The organism is Stenotrophomonas sp. FR010, assembly GCF_047520755.2.
GTDB lineage: Bacteria > Pseudomonadota > Gammaproteobacteria > Xanthomonadales > Xanthomonadaceae > Stenotrophomonas > Stenotrophomonas sepilia.
On sequence record NZ_JAXBQT020000001.1, the window covers coordinates 78538 to 99375 of the forward strand.

The 20838-nt window shown below is 65.7% G+C and carries 13 protein-coding genes; 7 read left to right on the plus strand and 6 right to left on the minus strand.

All coding sequences use genetic code 11. The features are described 5' to 3' along the window. Nucleotides 1–135: 135 nt before the first annotated feature. Nucleotides 136–5112 (minus strand): NAD-glutamate dehydrogenase, encoded by a 4977-nt coding sequence (locus ACM0PK_RS00370; protein ID WP_111201565.1) that lies wholly within the window; start codon nt 5110–5112, stop codon nt 136–138. 250 nt (nt 5113–5362) lie between these two features. Between ACM0PK_RS00370 and ACM0PK_RS00375 the strand changes: the two genes are divergently transcribed. The 3 genes from ACM0PK_RS00375 to ACM0PK_RS00385 are packed head-to-tail and all read left to right on the plus strand — an operon-like array spanning nt 5363 to nt 10476. Further along, nucleotides 5363–6019: a TetR/AcrR family transcriptional regulator gene (locus tag ACM0PK_RS00375; RefSeq protein ID WP_061480087.1), complete on the plus strand. Its 657-nt coding sequence runs from the start codon at nt 5363–5365 to the stop codon at nt 6017–6019. Next, nucleotides 6019–7287, plus strand: coding sequence for an efflux RND transporter periplasmic adaptor subunit (locus ACM0PK_RS00380; protein ID WP_414607301.1), 1269 nt, complete (start codon nt 6019–6021; stop codon nt 7285–7287). The genes ACM0PK_RS00375 and ACM0PK_RS00380 overlap by 1 nt, the downstream gene beginning before the upstream one ends. Before the next feature lie 15 nt (nt 7288–7302). Further along, a complete protein-coding gene (locus ACM0PK_RS00385; protein ID WP_005417430.1) occupies nt 7303–10476 on the plus strand; it encodes a multidrug efflux RND transporter permease subunit in 3174 nt (1057 codons plus the stop codon). Nucleotides 10477–10628: 152 nt separating this feature from the next. On the opposite strand, the gene ACM0PK_RS00390 is transcribed toward ACM0PK_RS00385, so the two are convergent. Continuing rightward, a complete protein-coding gene (locus ACM0PK_RS00390; RefSeq protein ID WP_138951979.1) occupies nt 10629–10916 on the minus strand; it encodes a hypothetical protein in 288 nt (95 codons plus the stop codon). A 233-nt stretch (nt 10917–11149) separates the two neighbouring features. Beyond that, nucleotides 11150–12298 carry an acyl-CoA dehydrogenase family protein gene (locus ACM0PK_RS00395; RefSeq protein ID WP_111201568.1) on the minus strand — a complete coding sequence of 383 codons (1149 nt, stop codon included), beginning with the start codon at nt 12296–12298 and terminating at the stop codon, nt 11150–11152. Nucleotides 12299–12451: 153 nt separating this feature from the next. On the opposite strand from ACM0PK_RS00395, the gene ACM0PK_RS00400 reads away from it, so the two are divergent. The 4 genes from ACM0PK_RS00400 to ACM0PK_RS00415 all read left to right on the plus strand — a co-directional run bounded on the left by ACM0PK_RS00400 (nt 12452) and on the right by ACM0PK_RS00415 (nt 18503). After that, entirely contained in the window at nt 12452–13381 is a 930-nt protein-coding gene (locus ACM0PK_RS00400; protein WP_072168161.1) for an ArsR/SmtB family transcription factor, read from the plus strand. Between the two features lie 13 nt (nt 13382–13394). Then, a complete protein-coding gene (locus ACM0PK_RS00405) occupies nt 13395–14486 on the plus strand; it encodes a homocysteine S-methyltransferase family protein (protein ID WP_164213988.1) in 1092 nt (363 codons plus the stop codon). A gap of 57 nt (nt 14487–14543) precedes the next feature. Further along, nucleotides 14544–17228, plus strand: coding sequence for a methionine synthase (metH, locus tag ACM0PK_RS00410; protein ID WP_414607302.1), 2685 nt, complete (start codon nt 14544–14546; stop codon nt 17226–17228). Nucleotides 17229–17315: 87 nt separating this feature from the next. Beyond that, nucleotides 17316–18503, plus strand: a complete 1188-nt coding sequence (locus tag ACM0PK_RS00415) for an MFS transporter (protein WP_414607303.1) — start codon at nt 17316–17318, stop codon at nt 18501–18503. Between the two features lie 48 nt (nt 18504–18551). Here ACM0PK_RS00415 and ACM0PK_RS00420 read toward each other — a convergent pair whose 3' ends face one another. From ACM0PK_RS00420 to ACM0PK_RS00430, 3 genes are read right to left on the minus strand one after another with little or no spacing between them, the layout of a single operon-like run. Beyond that, nucleotides 18552–19232, minus strand: coding sequence for a DUF2058 domain-containing protein (locus tag ACM0PK_RS00420; RefSeq protein ID WP_088496861.1), 681 nt, complete (start codon nt 19230–19232; stop codon nt 18552–18554). Nucleotides 19233–19242: 10 nt separating this feature from the next. Beyond that, nucleotides 19243–19485, minus strand: a complete 243-nt coding sequence (locus tag ACM0PK_RS00425; protein WP_005410256.1) for a SlyX family protein — start codon at nt 19483–19485, stop codon at nt 19243–19245. Then, nucleotides 19478–20827: a UDP-glucose dehydrogenase family protein gene (locus tag ACM0PK_RS00430; RefSeq protein ID WP_414607304.1), complete on the minus strand. Its 1350-nt coding sequence runs from the start codon at nt 20825–20827 to the stop codon at nt 19478–19480. The genes ACM0PK_RS00425 and ACM0PK_RS00430 overlap by 8 nt, the downstream gene beginning before the upstream one ends. Between the last annotated feature and the right edge of the window lie 11 nt (nt 20828–20838).

Sequence of the window (20838 nt, forward strand, 5' to 3'; positions counted from 1 at the left end):
CGTTCCTCCAACTGCTGCAGATCAGGAGCCCCCCTGAGTCAGGGGGGCGCGCCAACCGCGCGGGGGTCTGGGAGCATGGTTGGCATGGGGCCCACGGTTTGCAGAGCAATCCGTGGGGCGTCAGCGCGAATGCGCTTACGCACCATGCGCGGCCAGCTGGCCCAGGCGCTGCACCGCGACCGAGACGGTCGGGTAGTCCAGGGTCTTCTGCTCGGCCAGTTCGGCCAGCATCGCCAAGGTGAAGCGCAGGCTGTTGTCGTCGCGGCCCATCCAGGCAGCGACCTTGGCCTCGGCACTGCTGCCCTTGGTGCCCAGCACCTGCCCGGCCAGGTTGCGGTGGTTGGCTGCAAGCTCATCACGCAGCACGCCACGCGCCACCGCGTGCCAACGACCGTTGACTTCCAGCGCGTCGACCTGCTCGAACAGCCACGGCAGCTGCAGGGCATCGCCCAGGCGGAAGTGGACCTTGGACACGTCCACCGGCTTCAGCTTGCGGGTGCGGGCCAGTTCGATGATGTCGAACGCCGGTTCCAGGAAGTGCAGTTCGGCCAGCTGTTGTGCCAGTGCAGACGGCAGGCCCTTTTCCTTCCACTCGGCCACCAGGGCTTCGTAGGTCGGACGCTGCGAATCCGGCAGCACGCCCGAAGCGACGCGGATGTCGTTGAACGGTCCCTGGTAGCGGTTGACCGCTTCGGTGATGCCCGGCATCGCGCCCGGGCGCGACAGCAGCCAACGCACGAACGAGCGCTGCAGCTTCCAGATCACTTCCAGGGCGTCGATCTGCACCGACTCCGGCACCTTGCCGTCGAGGGCATCGATCTGTGCCCACAACGCGCGCGCATCCAGCGTTTCGCGACTGATGGTGTAGGCCTTGGCGACCTCGGCGATGGAACGGCCGGTGTCTTCCTGCATGCGCATCAGGAAGGTGGCGCCCATGCGGTTGATGGTCTGGTTGGTCACGGCCGTGGCGATGATTTCGCGCTTCAGGCGGTGACGCTCCATCGCGTCGGCGTACTTCTTCTGCAGCGGGGTCGGGAAGTAGCGCTGCAGTTCCTTGGACAGGTACGGATCTTCCGGGATGTCCGAATCCAGCAGCTGGTTGAACGCCACCAGCTTGGAATAGGACAGCAGCACCGACAGCTCCGGACGGGTCAGGCCCTGGCCGCGTGCCTTGCGCTGCGAGAGCTCGGCATCGGACGGCAGGAACTCGATCTGGCGGTCGAGCAGGCCCTGCTGTTCCAGGGTGCGGATGAAGTGCTGCTTGGACCCCAGGCGCTTGACTGCCATCCGCTCCATCAGGCTCAGTGCCTGGTTCTGGCGATAGTTGTCGTTGAGCACCAGCTCGGCGACTTCATCGGTCATCGAGGCCAGCAGCTTGTTGCGCTGCTCGACGGTCAGCTTCTTGGCCCGCACCACATCGTTGAGCAGGATCTTGATGTTGACTTCGTGGTCGGAGGTGTCGACACCGGCCGAATTGTCGATGAAGTCGGTGTTGAGCAGCACGCCGGCCTGGGCAGCTTCGATGCGGCCCAGCTGGGTCATGCCCAGGTTGCCGCCCTCGCCCACCACCTTGCAGCGCAGCTCGCCACCGTTCACGCGCAGTGCGTTGTTGGCGCGGTCGCCGACATCACTGTGCTGCTCGCTGGCAGCCTTGACGTAGGTACCGATGCCGCCGTTCCACAGCAGGTCGACCGGTGCCTTCAGGATCGCGCTCATCAGATCGTTCGGCGACAGCGCCTTGACGTTCTCGTCCAGGCCCAGCGCCTCACGCACCTGCGGGGTGATCTCGATCGACTTCAGGCTGCGCGGGTACACGCCGCCGCCCTTGCTGATCAGCTTGGTGTCGTAGTCCGCCCAGCTCGAACGCGGCAGGGTGAACAGGCGCTCACGCTCGATGAACGACGTGGCCGCATCCGGATTCGGGTCCAGGAAGATGTGGCGGTGGTCGAACGCAGCGACCAGGCGGATATGGCGCGACAGCAGCATGCCGTTGCCGAACACGTCGCCGGACATGTCGCCGACGCCGACCGCAGTGAAGTCCTGGCTCTGGCTGTCACGGCCCAGCGCACGGAAGTGGCGCTTGACCGATTCCCACGCGCCGCGCGCGGTGATGCCCATGCCCTTGTGGTCGTAGCCGACCGATCCACCGGAGGCGAACGCATCGCCCATCCAGAAGCCGTGCGCGATGGCCAGGCCGTTGGCGATGTCGGAGAAGGTCGCGGTGCCCTTGTCGGCGGCCACCACCAGGTACGGATCGTCCATGTCGTGGCGCACGACATCCACCGGCGGCACGATCTTGTTGTTGACGATGTTGTCGGTGATGTCCAGCAGGCCCTGGATGAACAGCTTGTAGCAGGCCACGCCGTTGGCGAAGATCGCGTCGCGATCGCCGTTCACCGGCGGGGTCTTGGCGAAGAAGCCACCCTTCGCGCCGACCGGCACGATGACGGTGTTCTTGACCATCTGTGCCTTGACCAGGCCCAGCACTTCGGTACGGAAGTCTTCGCGACGATCCGACCAGCGCAGGCCGCCACGCGCAACCGCGCCGAAGCGCAGGTGGGTACCTTCCACGCGCGGGCCGTACACGAAGATCTCGCGGTACGGGCGCGGCTTCGGCAGGTCCGGCACCAGCGCCGAATCGAACTTGAAGCTGATGACATGGCCGTGCTGGCCGTTGGCATCGGTCTGGTAGTAGCTGGTACGCAGGGTCGCGTCGATCACGCCCATGAACGAGCGCAGGATGCGGTCCTCGTCCAGGCTGGACACGCGATCCATCAGCTTCAGCAGCGCATCGCGCGCGGCCTGCATCTGCGCGTCGCGGTCACCCTTGCGGGCATCGACCACGCTCTTGAGCACCTTCAGGGTGGCGTCGTCGCCAGCGGCCAGCACATCGAAGTGGGCCTTCAGCTGGGCCTGGCCGGCCGCGATGTCGTCCTTGCTCTCATGGCCGGTGGCCGGATCGAAGCGGGCCTCGAACAGTTCGACCAGCAGGCGGGCCAGCAGCGGGTAACGCGCGAAGGTGCCTTCCACGTAGGCCTGCGAGAACGGCACGCCGGTCTGCAGCAGGTACTTGCAGTAGCCACGCAGCATGGCGACCTGGCGCCAGTGCAGGCCAGCAGCCAGCACCAGGCGGTTGAAGCCATCGTTCTCGGCGTCGCCGTGCCAGACGCGGGCGAAGGTCTCACCGAAGGCTTCATCGACACTGGCGGCATCGATCGCGCCAGCGGTCGACTCGACCTCGAAGTCCTGCACGTACACCGGCGCGTTGTCGACCGACAGGCGGTACGGACGTTCGGCGATCACGCGCAGGCCCATGTTTTCCATCATCGGCAGCGCGTCCGACAGCGGGATGTCATCCAGCTGGCGATACAGCTTCAGGCGCAGGCCATCGCCGCTTTCGCGCGGCACGGCCTGCAGGCTCAGGCGCAGGTCGTCCGGGCCGGTCAGCGCGTCGAGCTGGCTGACATCGTTGGCGGCAACGGCGGTGCTGTTGTCTTCGATGTAGCCGGCCGGCAGCGCCTTGCCGATGCGGGCGGCGATGCGCAGGCCTTCGGTCTCGCCGTGGCGGCTCACCAGCGCTTCGCGCAGGTCGTCCTGCCAGTTACGCAGCACCTGGGCCAGCTTCTGCTCCAGTTCGGCGGTATCAACGTCGAGCATTTCACCCGGCTTCGGGCGCACGATCAGGTGCACCTGCGCCAGCGGCGATTCGCCCAGCACCACCGAGCTGTCGACGAACTCGCCGTGCAGCGCGTCCTTGAGCATTGCTTCGATGCGCAGGCGCACGTCGGTGTTGAAGCGCTCGCGCGGCAGGTAGACCAGCGCGGAGATGAAACGGCTGTACTTGTCGCGGCGCAGGAACAGGCGGCTGCGCACGCGTTCCTGCAGGCCCAGCACGCCCATCGCGGTGCGGAACAGTTCGTCCTCGCTGGACTGGAACAGTTCTTCGCGCGGCAGGGTTTCCAGGATATGGCGCAGGGCCTTGCCACTGTGGCTGGCGGGGGCCAGCCCGGACTGCTTCATCACGTGCTCGTGGCGCTGGCGCACCAGCGGGATTTCCCACGGGCGACGGTTGTAGGCGCTGGAGGTGAACAGCCCGAGGAAACGCTGCTCGCCGATGATCTTGCCCTTGGCGTCGAACTCCAGCACGCCGATGTAGTCCATGTAGCCGGCGCGGTGCACGCGCGAACGGGCATTGGTCTTGGTCAGGATCAGCGCATCCTTCAAACCGGACGTGGTGTTCAGGCCCTGCGCGGCCAGCGTCTTGACCGGACGGGCGGCGGACTTGTCCTTGCCGCGCATCAGGCCCAGGCCGGTGTCGTTCAGCGGCGCCAGCACCTCTTCCTTGCCCTGCTTCTCGACGCGGTACTCGCGGTAGCCGAAGAAGGTGAAGTGGTTCTCAGCGGCCCAGCGCAGGAACTCCTGTGCTTCCTTGCGCGACGCGTCGTCGACCGGCAGCTGGCGGCTGCCCAGGTCGTCGGCCAGCGCCAGCGCCTTATCCTTCATCGGCTGCCAGTCGCGCACGATCGCACGCACTTCATCCAGCGCCTTGTTGATGGCCTGCTCGATGGCAGCCATTGCATCGGCCGGCTGGCGGTCGATCTCCAGCAGCATCACCGACTCGGCATCACCTTCGCCGACCTTGACCAGCTTGCCCGCCTTGTCGCGGGTGAAACGCAGTACCGGGTGGCCCAGCACGTGGACGCCCACGCCCTGCTCGGCCAGCGACATGGTGACGGTATCGACCAGGAACGGCATGTCGTCGTTGACGATCTGCAGCACGGTATGCGGCGATTCCCAACCGTTGGCCTTCGCGGTCGGATTGAACACGCGGACGTTGGCCTTGCCAGCCTTGCGGGCCCGGGCGAATTCCAGCGTCTCAGCCGCGAGAGCGGCCCACTCTTCAGCGCTGTGGTGCGGGAACTCGTCCGACTCCATGCGCTTGTAGAAGTCAGTGGCGAAGGCCACTGCTTCGGCCTGTGCGGCCGCGGGGTAGCGCTTGCGCAAGGCCGTGTACACCGGCTCCAGGGAGAAACCAGCGGTCACTGCGACCTCCGACTCTGCTGGTTTCGTCTTGTTTTTCACGGTCTTGGCTGCGGTTTTTTGCGGTTTCATGGCAGAGCGATGCGCTTGCTCAGTTGGGAAAATGAAATTGTAGCCCTACCGCACGAAAAGGCCTTGCTGCAGGACGGAATAAGCAGATCCGGGTTTGCTGCGGTTTAGACGCCTATTCAGTTCGCTCCGGTATGGAGCGGGCGCCTGCTTAAGCACTGCCGACAGGATCGGCAAAGCGTGTTACCGGAAGACACACGCGGCGACACCGATTCGATTCCACAATCCTGAACTGGACGGTATAGTCCACCGCGTGAACCCGGCCTACCTTCCCGTTGCCCTCGACGCACGCGATGAGCGCGTGTTCGATGCCGTGCGCGAACTGCTGGCCCAGCAGGGCATGCAGATGAGCATGGACGCGGTGGCCCAGCATGCCGGCTGTTCCAAGCAGACCCTCTACTCGCGCTACGGCAGCAAGCAGCAACTGCTGCGCCGGGTAATGCAGCGCCACGTCGGCCACGCTACCGGCGCCATGGTTCGTGCACTCCGCACTGACGACCTGCGTGCCAGCCTGCTCCAGTTCGCCACCGACTTCCTGGAGCACTTCAACCAACCGCACGTGGGCCAGGCCTGCCGGCTGATCGCCGCCGACGCGGCCCAGTTTCCCGAAGAGGCGCGTACCCTGTACCGGCATGGCGCCGGCGCACTGACGCTTCATCTTGCTGAATGGATTGAAACCGTTTGCATGCAGGGCCAGCTCCGGCATGACGACCCGCACTTCATGGCCGAACTGCTGCTGAGCATGATCGCCGGTCAGGATTTCGACAAACAGCGCTTCCATACCCCCCACCGTGATGACGCGCTCTTGCGTCGGCGCTGGGCAGAGTTCTCCGTCGACAGCTTCCTGCGCGCCTTCGCGCCTCAGCCGTCGCCGGCCCCGTCTACAAACCAACCCCGGAGTTCCTCCTGATGACCGCCCCACTCCGCACCCTTGCCTTGACGTGCGCCGTTGCTGTCGCGCTGGCTGCCTGCAAGAAGCCGGAACAGCAGACGCCCCCGCCGCCGGAGGTGGGCGTGATCGACGCCAAGCCGCAGACCCTGCCGCTGCAGCGCGAGCTGGTCGGCCGCCTGTCGCCGTTCCGCAGTGCCGACGTCCGCGCACGCGTGCCCGGCGTGCTGCTCAAGCGCGTCTACCAGGAAGGCTCGCAGGTCAAGCAGGGCCAGACCCTGTTCCTGATCGACCCGGCGCCGCTGCGCGCCTCGCTCAACGCCTCCGAGGCCCAGCTGGCCTCGGCCCGCGCGACCTACGCCAACGCCAAGGTCGCCGCCGACCGCGCACGCTCGCTGGCCCCGCAGCAGTTCGTCTCCAAGTCCGACCTGGACAACGCCGAATCGGCCGAGCGCACCGCGCTGGCCGCGGTCAAGCAGGCCGAAGCGGCAGTGACCTCCTCGCGGATCAACCTGGGCTATGCCGAAGTGACCGCGCCGATCAGTGGCGTGGCCAACAAGCAGCAGGTCACCGAGGGTGCGCTGGTGGGCCAGGGCGATGTGACCCTGCTGACCACCGTCGACCAGCTCGACCCGCTGTACGTCAACTTCTCGTTGAGCGTGGACGAACTGACCCAGCTGCGCGCGCAGCAGGCCAAGGGCGCGCTGGCGCTGTCCGGCGACGGCAAGGCCACGGTCAACGTCAAGCTGGCCGACGGCACCACCTATGGTGAGCCGGGCACGCTGGACTTCTCCTCGACCACGGTCGACCCGGCCACCGGCGCCGTGTCGTTGCGCGCGCTGCTGCCGAACCCGCAGCAGATCCTGCTGCCGGGCGCCTTCGTCAGCTTCCAGGCCAACCTGGGCGAGCGCAACAACGCCTTCCTGGTGCCGCAGCAGGCCCTGCTGCGCGATACCACCGGCGGCTACGTGATGGTGGTCGGCGCCGACGGCAAGGTCGTGCGCAAGAACGTGAAGACCGATGGCGCGCAGAACGGCAACTGGCTGGTCAGCGACGGCCTCGCCGCCGGTGACAAGGTGATCGTGGCCGGCGTGCAGAAGGTCAAGGAAGGTGCACCGGCGGTGGCCAAGCCGTGGACCCCGGGCCAGGACGCCAACGGCAAGCCGACCGCAGGCGGCGCCGCCCCGGCGGGCGCTGCACCGGCTGCAGGCAAGGCACCGGCCGACGCGGCCAAGCCCGAGCAGGCCGATGCGGCCAAGCCGGCCGCCACCGATTCGAACAAGCAGTAACGGGAACCTTCCGTCATGCCTAAATTTTTCATCGAACATCCAGTCTTCGCCTGGGTGGTTGCGATCCTGATCTCGCTCAGCGGCGTGATCGCGATCCTCAACCTGGGCGTGGAGTCCTATCCCAACATCGCCCCGCCGCAGGTCACCGTCTCGGCGACCTACCCGGGCGCCAGCGCCGATACCACGGAAAAGTCGGTCACCCAGGTGATCGAGCAGCAGCTGACCGGCATCGATCACCTGCTGTACTTCAGCTCCTCGTCCGCCTCCAACGGACGTGCGCAGATCACCCTGACCTTCGAGACCGGTACCGATCCGGACATCGCCCAGGTGCAGGTGCAGAACAAGGTCTCGCTGGCCACGCCACGCCTGCCTTCGGAAGTGACCCAGCAGGGCGTGGTGGTGGCCAAGGCCAACGCCGGCTTCCTGATGGTGGTGGCGCTGCAGTCCGATACCCCGACCATCAACCGTGACGCCCTGAACGACATCGTCGGTTCGCGCGTGCTCGACCAGGTCTCGCGCATCCCCGGCGTCGGCAGCACCCAGCAGTTCGGTTCCGAGTACGCCATGAACATCTGGCTGAACCCGGAGAAGATGCAGGGCTATGGCCTGTCGGCCAGCCAGGTACTGGCCGCGGTGCGCGCGCAGAACGTGCAGTTCGCCGCCGGTGCGCTGGGTTCGGACCCGTCGCCGGAAGGCCAGCACTTCACCGCCACGGTCTCGGCCGAAGGCCGCTTCAGCTCGCCGCAGGAATTCGAGAACATCATCCTGCGCGCCAACGCTGATGGCTCGCGCGTGCTGTTGAAGGACATCGCCCGCGTCGCCTTCGGTGCCAACAACTACGGTTTCGACACCCAGTACAACGGCAAGCCGACCGGTGCCTTCGCCATCCAGCTGCTGCCGGGCGCCAACGCCCTGAACGTGGCCGAAGCGGTGCGCGCCAAGATGGACGAGCTGCAGCCCAGCTTCCCGGCCGGGGTCACCTGGTTCTCGCCGTACGACAGCACCACCTTCGTCAAGATCTCGATCCAGGAAGTGGTCAAGACCCTGTTTGAAGCGGTCTTGCTGGTGTTCCTGGTGATGCTGATCTTCCTGCAGAACTTCCGTGCCACCCTGATCCCGACCCTGGTGATCCCGGTCGCCCTGCTCGGTACCTTCCTGGGCATGTGGATGATCGGCTTCACGATCAACCAGCTGACGCTGTTCGCGATGGTGCTGGCGATCGGCATCGTGGTCGACGACGCGATCGTGGTGATCGAGAACGTCGAACGCATCATGACCGAGGAGGGCCTGGCGCCGAAGCCGGCCACGCAGAAGGCGATGACCCAGATCACCGGTGCGGTGGTGGCGATCACCGTCGTGCTGGCCGCGGTGTTCATCCCCTCCGCCCTGCAGGGCGGTGCCGCCGGTGAGATCTACAAGCAGTTCGCGCTGACCATCGCCATCTCGATGGCATTCTCGGCGTTCCTGGCCCTGGGCTTCACCCCGGCGCTGTGCGCGACCTTCCTCAAGCCGACGCACAACGACAACCCGAACATCGTCTACCGCACCTTCAACAAGTACTACGACAAGATCAGCCACACCTATGTGGGCCACATCACCTCTGCGGTGCGCCATGCGCCGCGCTGGATGATCCTGTTCGTGGTGCTGACCGCGCTGTGCGGCTTCCTGTTCACCCGCATGCCGGGCAGCTTCCTGCCGGAAGAAGACCAGGGCTATGCGCTGGCGATCGTGCAGCTGCCGCCGGGCTCGACCAAGGGCCAGACCAACGAAGTGTTCGCGCAGATGCGTGGCATCCTGGAAAAACAGGATGGCTATGAAGGCATGCTGCAGGTGGCCGGCTTCAGCTTCGTCGGTTCCGGCGAGAACGTGGGCATGGGCTTCATCCGCCTGAAGCCGTGGGAGGAACGCAAGTTCACCGCGCCCGAGTTCATCCAGAACATGAACGGCGCGTTCTACGGCATCAAGGAAGCGCAGATCTTCGTGGTCAACCTGCCCACCGTGCAGGGCCTCGGCCAGTTCGGTGGCTTTGACATGTGGCTGCAGGACCGTAGCGGTGCCGGCTACGAACAGTTGACCCAGGCCCGCAACATCCTGCTCGGCCAGGCCGCGCAGAAGCCGGACCACCTGGTCGGCGTGCGCCCCAACGGCCTGGAAAACGCGCCGCAGCTGCAGCTGCACGTGGACCGCGTGCAGGCGCAGTCGATGGGCATGTCGGTGTCGGACGTGTACAGCACCATCCAGCTGATGCTGGCCCCGGTGTACGTCAACGACTTCTTCTACGAAGGCCGCATCAAGCGCGTGACCATGCAGGCCGATGGTCCGTACCGCACTGGCCAGGAATCGCTGAAGAGCTTCTACAGCCCGTCCAGCCTGACCCAGAACGCCGATGGCACCAACGCGATGATCCCGTTGAACACGGTGGTCAAGTCCGAATGGGTGTCGGCGCCGCCGTCGCTGAGCCGCTACAACGGCTACTCGGCGATCAACATCGTCGGTTCGCAGGCACCGGGCACCAGCTCGGGTGAGGCGATGCAGACCATGGAAGGCATCGTCAACGACGACCTGCCGGCCGGCTTCGGCTACGACTGGTCGGGCATGTCCTACCAGGAAATCCTGGCCGGCAACGCTGCGACCCTGCTGCTGGTGCTGTCCATCGTGGTGGTGTTCCTGTGCCTTGCCGCGCTGTATGAAAGCTGGTCGATCCCGGTGGCGGTGCTGCTGGTGGTGCCGCTGGGCGTGCTGGGTGCCCTCGGCCTGTCGATGCTGCGCGGCCTGCCCAACGATCTGTTCTTCAAGATCGGCCTGATCACCGTGATCGGCCTGGCGGCGAAGAACGCGATCCTGATCGTGGAGTTCGCGGTGGAGCAGCGCGCAGCAGGCAAGAACCTGCGTGATGCCACCATCGAAGCGGCGCGCCTGCGGTTCCGCCCGATCCTGATGACGTCGTTCGCGTTCATCATGGGCGTGATCCCGATGGCGATCTCCACCGGTGCCGGCGCCAACTCCCGCCACGCCATCGGTACCGGCGTGATCGGCGGCATGCTGTTCGCCACCCTGCTCGGCCTGCTGATGATCCCGGTGTTCTTCGTGGTCGTGCGCCGCATGCTGGGCGACAAGCTGGACGAACCGTCCAAGGAGTTCATGGAACGCCAGCGCGATGCGGATGCCGCACATCGTCCGGATCGTTGATCCGGTGCTGCGCTGAAAACGAAAAGGCCCCGGAGCGATCCGGGGCCTTTTTATTGCCACAATTGAATTCATGCCAATCCAGGTTGGCATCTACCGGAACAACGGCATTGCCGGTAGCCGCCAACCTGGGTTGGCGCTGTTCGGGCAACGCCTCAGCGCAGCAGCGCAACCACCGCGCACACCGCCACCAGAATCAGCGAGGCCCACTGCATGGGTACGAAGAAGAAATGGTGGGGCGCGGCCTCCCCCTTCTGCCGCGGCGCACGGTTGAGCCACAGGCCCAGCACCACGTTCACCGCTGCGCCGAGGCCTGCGCCCAACAGAACCTGTGACAGCGGGATACTGCCCCTGGGGCCGTCATGCGGAAAGAAGTACGCCAGCAGCAGGATCGCTGCAATCGGCGTCACCAGCGTCATGATTCCCCAACCGCGATAGATCATCGTGCAGACCCATGAAAAAAACGGCCTGCATTGTAGCGGGGCTTTGGGAGGGCGCCGCAGAATGAAATGCATGGCGATGCGCAGGTTGCCGCTCTGTAGAGCCGAGCCCATGCTCGGCTGCTTGTACCGGAGCCGAGCATGGGCTCGGCTCTACAGACGGCCAGAGAACAGCGCATCCACGCGTGGCGTGGGCCTACCGCCGCGCCGCCATTGCGGCGGCGCGGCCATGCGACTCAGCGCAGCCCGGTTTCGTTGCGCGCGATCACCAGGCGCTGGATCTCCGAAGTACCTTCGTAGATCTCGGTGATCTTGGCATCACGGAAGTAGCGCTCCAGCGGCATTTCCTTGGAATACCCCATGCCGCCGTGGATCTGCACCGCCTGGTGGGTAATCCACATCGCCGCCTCAGAGGCGGTCAGCTTGGCGATGGCAGCCTCATTGCTGAAGCGCTTGCCCTGGCCCTTCACCCACGCCGCGCGCAGGGTCAGCAGCAGCGCGGCGTCCAGCTTGCACTTCATGTCGGCAATCTTGGCCTGGGTCATCTGGAAGGTACCGATGGCCGCGCCGAATGCCTTGCGCTCCTTGACGTATTCAATCGTCGCTTCATAGGCGGCTCGGGCGATGCCGACGGCCTGCGAAGCGATGCCGATGCGACCGGCATCGAGCACGCTCATGGCGATCTTGAAGCCCTCACCTTCCTGGCCCAGCACGTCTTCGGCCTGCGCCACGTAATCGTTGAACTCGATCTCGCAGGTGGCCGAGGCGCGGATGCCCAGCTTGGGCTCGGTCTTGCCACGACCGAAACCGGCCTTGTCGGTATCGATGATGAAGGCGGTGATGCCGCGCGCGCCCTTGTCCGGCTCGCTCATCGCGAACAGCACGATGTACTTGGCCACCGGACCGGAGGTGATCCAGCTCTTCTTGCCATTGATGACGAAGGTGCCGTCGGCCTGCTTCACCGCGCGGCAGCGCATGGCGGTGGCATCGGAACCGGACTGCGGCTCGGTCAGCGCGAACGCGCCGATGGCCGTGCCTTCGGCGATGGCACGTACGTAGGTCTGCTTCTGCTGCTCGGTACCGTGGGTCAGGATGCCGTTGCAGAACAGCGAATTGTTGACCGACATGATGGTCGAATGGGCTGCGTCGGCGGCGGCGACCTCCACCATCGCCAGCACGTACGCAACCGGGTCCATGCCCGCACCGCCGTATTCGGTCGGCACTTCAATGCCCATCAGGCCGTTCTCGCCCAGCAGGCGGATGTTGTCCAGCGGGAACTCGCCGGTGCGGTCATGGTGCTCCGCACTGGGGCCGATCTTTTCCTGCGCGATGCGCCGCGCAACGTCCTGCAGCATCAACTGCTCTTCGGTAAAGCTGAAATCCACAACACCCTCCCGGGTACATGAAGTTATGGGCCGCATACGGCGCGCCCAGGTGCTGCGATTGTACCGGGGCCCGGCAGTTTCCGTACGCTGGCGACTTGACCGCGCCAGGCCCCTTCAGCGAATATATCTCTATATCGCGATAGGTAGATGTTTATGGATCTGGAAGACTGGTCGACCCGCCTGAAGGTGTTCGCCGATGCCACTCGCGTGCGCCTGCTGGCGCTGCTGGAGCAGGAGGAACTGACCGTGGCCGAACTGTCGGCGATCACCCGGCTGGCGCAGCCACGCGTGTCCACCCACCTGGCACGCCTGAAGGAAGCCGGCCTGGTCCGCGACCGCCGTGCCGGCGTGTCGGCCTACTACCGCTTCGACGAGGCCCAGCTGGACCCGGCGCAGCGTGCATTGTGGCATGCCTTGAGCAACGGAAGCGATGACCCGCTGCTGCGCCAGGACGCTGAACGCGTGGCCGCCGTGCTGGCCCACCGCGCCGCCGACCAGAACTGGGCCGACAGCGTGGCCGGCGACATGGAACGCCACTACTCGCCGGGCCGTACCTGGGAGGCGCTGGCCCGCACCGCGCTGCCGCTGCTTGAGACCGGCGACGTGCTGGATATCGCCTCTGGTGATGGCGTGCTGGCCGAACTGGTTGCCCCGCATTCCAAGCGCTACATCTGCATCGATACCAGCGCGCGCGTGGTCGCCGCCGCCAGCGAGCGCCTGCGGCGGCTGCCCAATGTGGAAGTGCGCGAGGGCGACATGCATGCCCTGCCGTTCGAGGATGCCAGCTTCGACCTGGTCGTGCTGATGCATGCGCTCACCTACGCCAGCAAACCGGCGCAGGCGGTGACCGAAGCTGCACGCGTACTGCGCCCGGGCGGCCGCCTGCTGCTGTGCAGCCTGGCCCGCCACGAGCACAAGGCAGCGGTGGAGGCCTATGGCCACGTCAACCTCGGCTTCAGCGACAAGGAGCTGCGCAGGTTCGTCGACAAGGCCGGCCTGCAGGTGTCCAGCCTGGAGACGGTCACCCGCGAGAAACGGCCGCCGCACTTCGAAGTGATTTCGCTGATCGCCAACAAGCCCTGAGCCCGAGACCGCCATGCCCGCCCTGCCCTGGTTGCATCCTGATCGTGCCAACGCCCTGCTCGACGCCCTGCGCGAGCGGATCCTGATCATCGATGGTGCGATGGGCACGATGATCCAGCGCCACGGGCTGCAGGAGCAGGACTATCGCGGCGAGCGCTTCGCCGGTGGTTACGACCATGCCCATGGACCCGGCTGCGACCACGGCGTACCCGAAGGCCATGATCTGAAGGGCAACAACGATCTGCTGCTGCTGACCCGGCCGCAGATCGTCGCCGACATCCATACCGCCTACCTGGAGGCAGGCGCGGACCTGGTCGAAACCAACACCTTCAATGCAACCTCGGTCAGCCAGGCCGACTACCACCTCGAGCACCTGGTGTACGAGTTGAACAAGGCCGGCGCTGCGGTCGCGCGCACGTGCTGTGATGCAGTGGCCGCAACCACTCCGGGCAAGCCGCGCTTCGTGATCGGGGTGATTGGCCCGACCAGCCGCACCGCTTCGATCAGCCCCGACGTCAACGATCCCGGCTTCCGCAATACCAGCTTTGACGAGCTGCGCGACACCTACCGCGAAGCCATCGAGGGCCTGATCGACGGCGGCGCCGATACCCTGATGGTCGAGACCATCTTCGACACGCTCAACGCCAAGGCCGCGCTGTATGCGCTGGAGGAAGCGTTCGATGCGCGCGGCGGGCGGCTGCCGGTGATGATCTCCGGCACCATTACCGACGCTTCCGGTCGCACCCTGTCCGGGCAGACCGCCGAGGCCTTCCACGCATCGCTCGCCCACGCCCGACCGTTGTCGATCGGATTGAACTGCGCGCTGGGCGCCGATGCGATGCGCCCGCATGTGGAAACCCTCTCGCAGGTCGCCGACTGCTATGTCAGCGCCCACCCCAACGCCGGCCTGCCCAACGCGTTCGGCGAGTACGACGAAACTCCCGAAGAGATGGCCACCACGCTGCGCGGCTTCGCCGAGGATGGCCTGTTGAACCTGGTCGGCGGCTGCTGTGGCTCCACCCCCGAGCATATCCGTGCGATTGCCAATGCCGTGGCCGGACTGCCGCCGCGCGCACTGCCCGGCACCCGGGAGCAGGCCGCATGAACGTTGCCGCCACCGTCCCGCACTTCCCGCCCTACTGCTGTTGAGCCGACGCCTGCCATGACGCCTGTCCGCCCTACCCGCCTGTCCGGCCTGGAACCTCTGGTCATCACCCCGGACCTGCTGTTCATCAATGTCGGCGAACGCACCAACGTCACCGGCAGCGCGCAGTTCCGCAAGCTGATCAAGGAAGGCCGCTACGAGGAGGCGGTGGAAGTGGCCCGCCAGCAGGTGGCCAGCGGCGCCCAGATCCTCGACGTCAACATGGACGAGGGCCTGATCGATTCGGAAGCGGCGATGACGCGCTACCTCAACCTGATCATGTCCGAGCCGGACATCGCGCGCATCCCGGTGATGGTCGACTCCTCCAAGTGGAGCGTGATCGAGGCCGGCCTGAAATGCCTGCAGGGCAAGAGCGTGGTCAACTCGATCTCGCTGAAGGAAGGCGAAGCGCTGTTCCGCGAGCACGCGCGCAAGGTGCTGCGCTATGGCGCCGCGGCAGTGGTGATGGCGTTCGACGAGGCCGGGCAGGCAGACACCTGTGCGCGCAAGGTCGAGATCTGCACACGCGCCTACCGCATCCTGGTCGACGAGATCGGCTTCCCGCCGCAGGACATCATCTTCGACCCGAACATCTTCGCCGTCGCTACGGGCATCGAAGAGCACGACAACTACGCGGTGGACTTCATCGAAGCCACCCGTATCATCAAGCAGACCCTGCCGCACTGCCATGTCTCCGGCGGCGTCTCCAACGTCTCGTTTTCGTTCCGCGGCAACGAAACCGTGCGCCAGGCCATCCATTCGGTGTTCCTGTACCACGCGATCGCCGCCGGCATGGACATGGGCATCGTCAACGCCGGCGCGATGCCGATCTACGACGAACTGGAGCCGGACCTGCGCGAGCGTGTCGAGGACGTGATCCTCAACCGCCGAAGCGATGCCACCGAGCGCCTGCTGGAGATCGCCGAGCGCTACAAGGGCAGGAAGGGCGCGGCGAAGACCGAAGACCTGGCCTGGCGCGAAAAGCCGGTGGCACAGCGATTGGCGCATGCCCTGGTACACGGCCTGGATGCCTTCGTCGAGGAAGACACCGAACTGGCCCGGCAGGCCTCCAGCCGCCCGCTGGACGTGATCGAAGGACCGCTTATGGACGGCATGAACATCGTCGGCGACCTGTTCGGCGCCGGCAAGATGTTCCTGCCACAGGTGGTGAAATCCGCGCGCGTGATGAAGAAGGCCGTGGCCTACCTGCTGCCTTACATCGAAGCGGAAAAAGCGCGCAGCGGTGACACCGCCAAGAGCAACGGCAAGATCATCATGGCCACGGTGAAGGGCGATGTGCATGACATCGGCAAGAACATCGTCGGCGTCGTACTGGCCTGCAACAACTTCGACGTGGTCGACCTCGGCGTGATGGTGCCGGCGCAGATGATCCTCGATGCCGCCCGCGAGCACAACGCCGACCTGATCGGCCTGTCCGGGCTGATCACCCCGTCCCTGGAGGAGATGAGCCACGTCGCCCGCGAGATGGAGCGCCAGGGCTTCGACCTGCCGCTGCTGATCGGGGGCGCGACCACTTCGCGTGCGCATACCGCGCTGAAGATCGACCCGCACTACAAGGCGCCGACGGTGTGGGTGAAGGATGCATCGCGCGCAGTTGGCGTGGCGCAGTCGCTGATCTCGCGTGATCTGCGCGAGGCCTTCGTTGCCGCCAACGAAGCCGACTATGCCGAAATCCGCGCGCGCCACCGCAACCGGGGCGACGCCAAGCGCCTGGTCACGCTGGAACATGCGCGCGGGCAGAAATTCCAGGGCGGCTGGGACAGTTACACGCCACCGGCACCGAATCAACCCGGCCTGCACGTGTTCGACGACTATCCGCTGGCCGAACTGGTCGACTACATCGACTGGACGCCGTTCTTCCAGGCCTGGGAGCTGGCCGGCAAGTTCCCGGCGATCCTCACCGATGAGATCGTCGGTACCCAGGCCAGCGAGCTGTATAAGGATGCCCGTGCGATGCTCGAGCGCATCGTCGGCGAGAAGTGGCTGACGGCCAAGGCCGTGTTCGGCCTGTGGCCAGCCAACAGCATCGGCGACGATGTCCGCGTGCAGCACGCACAGGGCGAAACTACCCTGCACTTCCTGCGCCAGCAGGTGGACAAGCCAGCCGAACGTCCGGATTTCTGCCTGGCCGATTTCATTGCCCCGGCCGACAGCGGAAAGCAGGACTGGATCGGCGCGTTCGCGGTCACCGCCGGCATCGGCATCGACGCCCACGTCGCGCGCTTCGAGGCCGAGCACGACGATTACAACGCGATCCTGCTGAAAGCACTGGCCGACCGCTTCGCCGAGGCGCTGGCCGAGCGCCTGCACCAGCGCGTGCGTACCGAATTCTGGGGCTACGACCGCGCCGAGACGCTGGACAACGAGGCCCTGATCGACGAGCAGTACCGCGGCATCCGTCCGGCCCCGGGCTACCCGGCCTGCCCCGAGCACAGCGAGAAGCGCCGCCTGTTCGACCTGCTGCAGGCTGAGAAGAACGCGGGCATGGAATTGACCGAGAGCTTCGCGATGCTGCCCACGGCCGCTGTCTCGGGCTACTACTTCAGCCATCCGCAGAGCCAGTACTTCGTGGTCGGGCGGCTCAGCCGCGAACAGGTCACCGACTATGCCCGGCGCAAGGGCGTGGACCGCGCCCAGGCCGAACGCTGGCTGGCCTCCAACCTCGACTACGACCCCGAATGACACAAAAAGGGGACGGAGGGGATTAAGTCGTTTGTGCATTAGCGACTTGATCCCCTCCGTCCCCTTTTTTTGCTTCATCATTCGGCGATGACCGTTCCCGTTGCCCGCCTCTCAAGTTTCTACCTGTTCTACTACGCGGCGCTCGGCGCGTTCACGCCGTACTGGAGCCTGTTCCTGACCGCGCGCGGGATGAGCGTGACCGCGATCAGCGTGATGATGGGCCTGTGGTACGCCACCCGCGTGATCGCACCCAGTACCTGGACCTCGCTGGCGGCCGCATCACCGCGACCGATCCGCCTGCTGCGCGTCGGCTGCGTGCTGACCCTGCTCAGCTTCGCTGCCTTTCTGCTGCCACTGCCGCAGCCGTGGATGTACCCGGCGATGATCGTGTTCTGCTTCTTCTACAACGCGGTGATGCCGCAGTTCGAGTCGATCACCCTCACCCACCTGGGCAACGACAGCCATCGCTACGGGTTGATCCGGGTCTGGGGCTCGCTCGGTTTCATCGCCGTGGTCACCCTGTTCGGCTGGCTGATCGAGGGCGATGGCGCCGGCAACCACGCCGGATTGTTGCCGTGGATGATGCTGCCCCTGTTCGTGCTGCTGGTTGCCTCGGCCTTCAGCAATCACTACGCGCGCGACATCGGCAGGACGGCGGGTGACGCAAGCGGCTTCTGGCAGATCGTGCGCCGACCGCCAGTGCTGGCGTTCTTCCTGGCCGCCTTCATGGAACAGCTGTCGTTCGGCCCGTACTACACGTTCTTTTCGGTCTACATGGACCACCACGGTTACCGCACCACCACCCTCGGCCTGCTGTGGACCATCGGCGTGGTCTTCGAAGTGGGCGTGTTCTTCACCATCGGCCGCTTCTTCCGTCGCTACGACGCCAGCTGGATGCTGCTGATCGCGCTGGCCAGTTCCTGCCTGCGCTGGGCCGTGACCGCACTGTTCCCGGAGAACCTGCCGGTGATGCTGCTGGCGCAGACCGCGCACGCGCTGGGCTTTGCCGCGTTCTTCGCTGCAGCGATGCAGATGCTGGCGACCTACTTCCCCGGTCGTCTCAATGGCCACGGCCAGGGACTGCTCTATGGATTCTCGTCGGGTGTCGGCGGTGTGCTGGGCGCGCTCATTGCCGGCCAACTGTGGAAGATCGACGACGGCCGCACCGCGTTCCTGGCCGGCAGCGGCTTCGCCTTGATTGGCGCCCTGCTCTGTTTCTTCGCGCTGAGCCTGCCGCTGATCCGTGCGCGGCGCAGCACTGCGTGCACCCGGTAACGAAAACGCCGGGCAATGCCCGGCGTTTTCATCACGCGGTAGATGCAGTTACCAGACCAGATCGTCCGGCACCTGGTACTGCGGATCCGCGTACGGATCTTCCTCGGCCGGCGCATTCGGATCGACCTTCAGCGCCACCGACGGGGCGAACACCGCCTCGGACTGTGCCAGCACTTCAGCGGTCACCAGCAGGTAGCGCCCGTTGAGCTGGACCACTCCAAGCTCGCCGGCATTGAGCGCGGTCAGCTGTTCGGCGGTCACATAGATGCGCTTGATCTTGCCGCCATACGGGAAGTGGCGGGCGATGTCGGCCGCTTCCGAGTTCAGGCTCTTGTCCTTCAGCAGTTCTTCCAGCTTGGCCTTGGCCTCGCGGCGTACGCGCGCCTCTTCCTGTTTCAGACGCTCGGCCTCGATGCGCTCTTCCTTTTCCTTCTGCGCTCGGATGGCATAGGCCTTGGCCAGATCCATCTCTTCGGCGCTGCGCGGCGTGCGCGGGCCCTGCTGGCCCGGGCCACGCGACTGGCCGGGCTTGCCCGGGCGACCGTGGCCATGCCCACGACGCTCGCCGGGCTTGTGCTCGCCCTTGCCAGCGCCCTGCGGCTTTCCATTGCCGTTGCCACCCTTGCCCTGCGGGCGACCGTCACGGCGGGGGCCATCATTCTTGCGCTCGGGCTTGGGCGCGGGCTTGAAGCCCAGGCCCATCAGCTGGTCGCGGAGGGTATCGCTCATAGGATTCGGATCAGTAGTGCGGCGGCGGCGGTTCGCTCGCCGGATCGGAAGAATTCAGCGCGTTGCGGACCTTGCCCAGGTCTTCCAGCAGCACGCGCAGCACGTCGGCGTTGCGCATGCCCTGCATGCGGGCATCGGCCAGCGCATCGCTCAGTTCGGCCAGCGCCTGTTCCTGGAAGGACACGCGCATTTCCAGTTCGACCAGGCGCGCTTCCAGCGCCTGCTCGCGTTCGGTTGGCAGCAGATCAGACATGCAGCGAGCGCCCCCGGCCAATGCCGTAGTACGCCAGGCCCGCCGCTTCCACATCCGCCGGCTCGTACAGGTTGCGGCCGTCGAACACCACCGCGTCCTTCAACTGCTCGCGCAGCGTCTGGAAATCAGGGCTGCGGAACTGCTTCCACTCGGTCACCACGACCAGTGCATCGGCCCCCTGCAGCGCCTCGTCGGCACTGCTGCAGAACACCAGATCATCGCGCTCGCCGAAGATGCGCTGCGACTCGTGCATCGCTTCCGGATCGTAGGCACGCACCGTCGCGCCGCCTTCCCACAGCTGCGCCAGCAGGCGACGGCTGGAAGCTTCGCGCATGTCATCGGTGTTCGGCTTGAACGCCAGGCCCCACACGGCAAAGGTCTTGCCACGCATACCTTCGTCTTCACCCTTGTCGTAATGACGCTGGATGAGGGCGAACAGATGGCCCTTCTGCGCATCGTTGACCGCTTCCACGGCGTTCAGCAGCTTCGGCTCCAGGCCGGCCTGCTGCGCGGTGCGGGCCAGCGCCTGCACATCCTTGGGGAAGCACGAGCCGCCGTAACCGGCGCCCGGGTAGATGAAATGCCAGCCGATGCGCGGATCCGAGCCGATGCCCTGGCGGACCTGCTCGACATCGGCGCCGACACGTTCGGCGATGTTGGCGATTTCGTTCATGAACGAGATCTTGGTCGCCAGCATCGCGTTGGCGGCGTACTTGGTCAGCTCCGCCGAACGTACGTCCATTTCCACCACGCGGTCGTGGTTGCGGTTGAACGGTGCGTACAGGCGCCGCATTACCGCCACCGACTCGGCGCTCGTCGCGCCGATGATGATGCGATCCGGGCGCATGCAGTCGGCGACAGCGTCGCCTTCCTTCAGGAATTCCGGGTTGGACACCACATCGAAGGCGATGTCCGCGCCACGTGCCGCCAACTCTGCGGCAATGGCGGCACGCACCTTGTCGGCGGTGCCCACCGGCACCGTCGACTTGTTGACCACCACGGTCGGCACGCTCATGTGCCGGCCGATGGTGCGGGCCACAGCCAGCACGTACTGCAGATCGGCACTGCCATCCTCGTCCGGCGGCGTGCCAACGGCGATGAACACGACCTGGCCGTGACCGATCGCGGCCGCGGCATCGGTGGTGAACGCCAGCCGCGACGCGGCGTGGTTGGCCTTCACCATCGGCTCCAGGCCCGGCTCATAGATCGGGATGATGCCCTGGTTGAGGCCATCGACCTTGGCCTGGTCGATATCGACGCAGACCACCTGGTGGCCGACGTCGGCCAGGCAGGTACCGGTCACCAGCCCTACATAACCGGTACCGAAAATCGCAACGCGCATGTCCGTGCAGG

Bases quoted from the DNA above. Each gene is read 5' to 3' on its own strand.
- ACM0PK_RS00425 (WP_005410256.1), bottom strand. From the start codon at position 19,485: ATGTCTGATCTGCTGCCAACCGAACGCGAGCAGGCGCTGGAAGCGCGC.
- ACM0PK_RS00370 (WP_111201565.1), bottom strand. From the start codon at position 5,112: ATGAAACCGCAAAAAACCGCAGCCAAGACCGTGAAAAACAAGACGAAA.
- ACM0PK_RS00430 (WP_414607304.1), bottom strand. From the start codon at position 20,827: ATGCGCGTTGCGATTTTCGGTACCGGTTATGTAGGGCTGGTGACCGGT.
- ACM0PK_RS00400 (WP_072168161.1), top strand. From the start codon at position 12,452: ATGGATCTGGAAGACTGGTCGACCCGCCTGAAGGTGTTCGCCGATGCC.
- ACM0PK_RS00385 (WP_005417430.1), top strand. From the start codon at position 7,303: ATGCCTAAATTTTTCATCGAACATCCAGTCTTCGCCTGGGTGGTTGCG.
- ACM0PK_RS00420 (WP_088496861.1), bottom strand. From the start codon at position 19,232: ATGAGCGATACCCTCCGCGACCAGCTGATGGGCCTGGGCTTCAAGCCC.
- ACM0PK_RS00405 (WP_164213988.1), top strand. From the start codon at position 13,395: ATGCCCGCCCTGCCCTGGTTGCATCCTGATCGTGCCAACGCCCTGCTC.
- ACM0PK_RS00390 (WP_138951979.1), bottom strand. From the start codon at position 10,916: ATGATCTATCGCGGTTGGGGAATCATGACGCTGGTGACGCCGATTGCA.
- ACM0PK_RS00380 (WP_414607301.1), top strand. From the start codon at position 6,019: ATGACCGCCCCACTCCGCACCCTTGCCTTGACGTGCGCCGTTGCTGTC.
- ACM0PK_RS00415 (WP_414607303.1), top strand. From the start codon at position 17,316: ATGACCGTTCCCGTTGCCCGCCTCTCAAGTTTCTACCTGTTCTACTAC.
- metH (WP_414607302.1), top strand. From the start codon at position 14,544: ATGACGCCTGTCCGCCCTACCCGCCTGTCCGGCCTGGAACCTCTGGTC.